General features: G+C 47.4%; 3 protein-coding genes. 1 reads left to right on the top strand and 2 read right to left on the bottom strand.

The annotated features are described in order from the left end of the window. Nucleotides 1–94: 94 nt before the first annotated feature. Together FD01_RS16085 and FD01_RS08200 are read right to left on the bottom strand one after the other, a co-directional pair. Complete coding sequence (locus FD01_RS16085; RefSeq protein WP_002820011.1) at nt 95–346, bottom strand: IS3 family transposase; 252 nt, start codon at nt 344–346, stop codon at nt 95–97. Nucleotides 347–477: 131 nt separating this feature from the next. Continuing rightward, nucleotides 478–1,449, bottom strand: a complete 972-nt coding sequence (locus tag FD01_RS08200) for a LacI family DNA-binding transcriptional regulator (RefSeq protein ID WP_056963653.1) — start codon at nt 1,447–1,449, stop codon at nt 478–480. Between the two features lie 178 nt (nt 1,450–1,627). Here FD01_RS08200 and gtfA point away from each other — a divergent pair, with 178 nt between their 5' ends. Further along, entirely contained in the window at nt 1,628–3,097 is a 1,470-nt protein-coding gene (gene gtfA, locus FD01_RS08195) for a sucrose phosphorylase (RefSeq protein ID WP_056963651.1), read from the top strand. Nucleotides 3,098–3,247: the final 150 nt, after the last annotated feature.

Raw genomic sequence — 3,247 nt, 5'->3', positions numbered from 1 at the left:
CGATAATACTGAGCTCTGGAAACACCGAGGATTCGGCACATCTTGGTTACCTGGTGGTGATGGCTTTCTTGGTGAATGTAATCAAAGATATTGGTTACTTCTGCGCAAGGAAGCCTAGGGCTTTTTTTAGGATTTCGTTCTCCTCAGACAGCGAAGCCAGTCGCTTTTCCATCGCTTTGATTTCGTCTGGCGATTTACCGGATTGAGTTTTGGCCTGGCCCTGGATCCACTTATGAACTGTTGAATAGCCAATGCCATATTCTCTGGCCAGTTGGGCAGCTGATTCGCCTTGCTTATATAGGTTGATAATGTTTTGTTTGAATTCTTTGTCGAAACGAGTTGGCATGTAAAAATTCCTTCCTTTTGAGAGACGATTTATTCATTATACCCTCTCTTAAAAGTTGTCTCAGGAATCAGCTTACATCCAGCAATATAGACCGCTTCTCTTTGAACTGAATTAAAGAGCGAGACCTGCTGTTACGCCTTTTTGTGGACCCGATTCGTTTTTACTGGGAACGTGTAGTCCGAGTTCAGTCGCGTCTTAGGCGACTTAATCCGCTCGATTAGTAGCTCAACCATCAGCTCAGCCATCTCTTTGATTGGCTGTTGAACCGTTGGCAATTCCGGAAAGAATGTCCGAATAAAAGTGGATCCATCGTACCCGCTGATAAGCGGATGGTAGTTCATCGTATCAGCACAGGTCTTTACCAAGATTGCCGTAACATCATCGGTACAGCATATTGCATCGTAATCACGGCTCACAATAAGCTGCCCAACCAGTAGCTTCTTTAACGCGATTGAGCTCTCAAACTCCAGTGAAGACGTAGTTACATCGACACCTGCCTGGTTAAACACCGCCATCATGCCGGTTACACGATCATTGATTGGGTAGAAGTCCTCCTTGCTACCCGACAGAATCAATACGTTCTTGACGCCACGCTCGACCACTTTACCGGCAATTGCCCGGCCGCCAGCAAGATTGTCGCTTTTGACCGTTGGAATCTCCTTAGAAATCTGCCGATCAAAAGACACAATCGGGTAACTCGCATTACCGTGCTCTATCAGAAAGTCAGAATGTGAGCCGGTAATGATGCCATCGACCTGGTTACTCTTCAGCAGCTTGAAATACTCCTCTTCCTTTTCGGAGTTGTTCTTACTCGTACAAAGCAACGTCTGGTAGTGCCGGCCGCTCAGTTCGTCTTCGATATGCTCAAAGAGTTCTGAATACAGCGGATTGTCGAGCGAAGGCAGAATCACGCCGATGGTAGCAGAACTTTTCCCTTGCAGGCGACGAGCAGCGGCATTGGGCTGATAATTCAACTTCTCCATCGCAAGCTGCACCTTAGTAATCGCCGCCGGACTTAGATAGCCCTTACTGTTGATGACACGCGACACGGTGGCCACGGATACGCCCGCTTCTCGCGCGACGTCACGAATGGTTACAGACATCTCTGTTCACGTCCCTTCTATAATGTATCAACATTAGCACACTTCATCTGTTTCATCGCTAATATTAGGGACTTTCAAAGAAAAATATGTAACAATGTGTAACCAATTGCCATTTTTGTAAGCACTTCCTATAATGAAGATGCTTGCAAGCGCTAAATCGATTACGAGGAGTTGCTCTATGACAGTACCAAATGAAGTGATGTTGATTACCTATGGTGACAGCATGGGCGAAAATCTACATCAGCTTAATCACATTCTTGATGCCTACTTTGCAGGGGCGGTCGGCGGCGTTCATCTTCTGCCGTTCTTCCCTTCGTCAGGAGATCGCGGCTTCTCGCCGATGAACTACACCACAGTAGACCCTCGCCTCGGTAGCTGGCACGACGTCGATGCTCTCGCCGAGAAGAACTACCTGATGGCAGACCTGATGATTAACCATCTCTCACGTCAATCCGCTGAGTTCCAAGACTACCTGCAGCATCATGACCAGTCTGATTATGCCGGTATGTTCCTAAACTGGGATAAGTTCTGGCCAGCCAATCGACCAACACAAGCCGATGTTGATCTGATATACAAGCGCAAGGACAAGGCGCCATACCAAGAAATCACTTTTGCCGATAGTAACCAATCGAAGGTCTGGAATACCTTCAGTGAAGAGCAAATCGACCTTGATGTGAACGCCCCGCAGGCTAAGGCAATGTTCAGGACTACGATGGCGATTTTTGCCAAACATCACATCAACATTGTGCGCCTCGACGCCTTTGCCTACGCTGTCAAGAAGCTTGATACAAATGACTTCTTCGTGGAGCCGGACATCTGGAAATTGCTGGAGAGCATCTCTTCAGAAGCAGAAAAACACCAGCTGACGGTTCTTCCCGAGATTCATGAGCACTACACGTTACCGCGTAAGGTCAGCGAACACGGCTATTATACTTATGACTTCGCTCTGCCCATGCTGATTCTCTACACGCTTTTCAAAGGTGATGCCACGAACCTTCTGAATTGGCTGGCAGCGAGTCCAATGCATCAGTTCACCACGCTAGATACGCATGACGGCATCGGAATCGTTGATGTTAAAGACGTCCTTAATGATCAGCAGATTGATTTCACAACCAAGCAGCTCTACGAACGTGGAAGTAATGTCAAGAAGGTCTACTCTAGCGCAACGTACAACAACCTCGATATCTATCAAATCAATACGACCTACTACTCAGCTCTGGGCGAGGACAACCGCGCATATCTACTAGCTCGAGCGCTACAGATATTTGCCCCTGGGATTCCACAAATTTATTATGTCGGCCTCTTAGCCGGGAAAAACGATCTTGAGTTGCTTGAGGCGACTAAAGAAGGGCGCAACATCAATCGCCACTACTACACCGAAAGTGAAGTCGCGCAAGAAGTAAAGCGACCCGTTGTTCGCGACCTACTCAAGCTGCTCCGATTCCGCAATCAGGAACCGGCCTTTGACCTTGATGGCTCACTCACGATTGAGAAGACCGACAACGCCCACTTTACATTGATTCGCCGTAACCAGGCGCAGACTCACACAGCAACGTTAACCGTTGACTTAACAACGCTAAGATTCTCGGTCCAGGCGGATAATGATGTGCTCACACTCGAAACAGAACAGGAGAATTCTAATGACTAAAGGTCTACCGGACGATTTTCTGGAAGTTTGTCAAATGGTGTTGAAGGATAGTTTCTATCCTTTGGAGATCTCCTCGTGTAGGAGATCTTTTTTGGGCTCTGGTGCAAATAGTCTGAGAGTGTGCCTTTTACCTAGTTGTTGATAGGGTGT

It is taken from the genome of Lacticaseibacillus manihotivorans DSM 13343 = JCM 12514, from assembly GCF_001435035.1.
In the GTDB taxonomy this organism is placed as follows: domain Bacteria; phylum Bacillota; class Bacilli; order Lactobacillales; family Lactobacillaceae; genus Lacticaseibacillus; species Lacticaseibacillus manihotivorans.
Note: the sequence above shows the minus strand (reverse complement) of the source record. Positions and strands in the feature narration are given on the sequence as shown.